The sequence below is a fragment of the Guyparkeria sp. SCN-R1 genome (assembly GCF_003932495.1).
Lineage (GTDB): Bacteria > Pseudomonadota > Gammaproteobacteria > Halothiobacillales > Halothiobacillaceae > Guyparkeria.
This window is the reverse complement of sequence record NZ_QZMT01000047.1, coordinates 1-478: the sequence shown is the minus strand read 5'-3', so window position 1 is coordinate 478 and position 478 is coordinate 1. Positions and strand designations below refer to the sequence as shown.

Below are 478 nucleotides of genomic sequence, written 5' to 3'. Positions count from 1 at the left end.
GGGCGGAGTAGAAGCTGGCGTAGAGTTTCGGGTCGTTTTGCCCCGCTACACAGTACGAGGCGGCCACCGCTCGCGTCGAATAGTTCTTGCTGTGCGACTGGTCGTCGAGGAAGTTGAGCAGGTGGTAGCGCACCGCCAGCTGCTTGTCGGCCACCGCGGTATCGATATCGCTCGCATACGACCTGATGAAACTGCCGCAGGGTGGACAGATGGGTTCGTTGAAAATGTCGATCGTTGTCGGCGCCACCGAGCTACCCACAAAGACACCGTCGTTGAGAACGCGGAGCTCGACCGCATCTGCGGGCGGCGGTGGCGGCGGTGCCGACGTGCGGGGTCCAGATGACCGCCACGGATGGGCAAGCGCGATACCCAGGCCGCCCGCCAGCGCCACCACGACGGCGACGGCAACACCAACCCACAACCAGGGCTGGCGGGCTGACCGGGGCAGCGGAGACGACGGTGGCCCCCATGGCGGCGC

1 pseudogene is annotated in these 478 nt (G+C 66.1%); it reads right to left on the bottom strand.

Annotation, left to right across the window (positions count from 1 at the left end):
• Positions 1–478 (bottom strand): annotated as a pseudogene (gene pknE, locus D5687_RS11105) (serine/threonine protein kinase PknE); the annotation flags it as partial.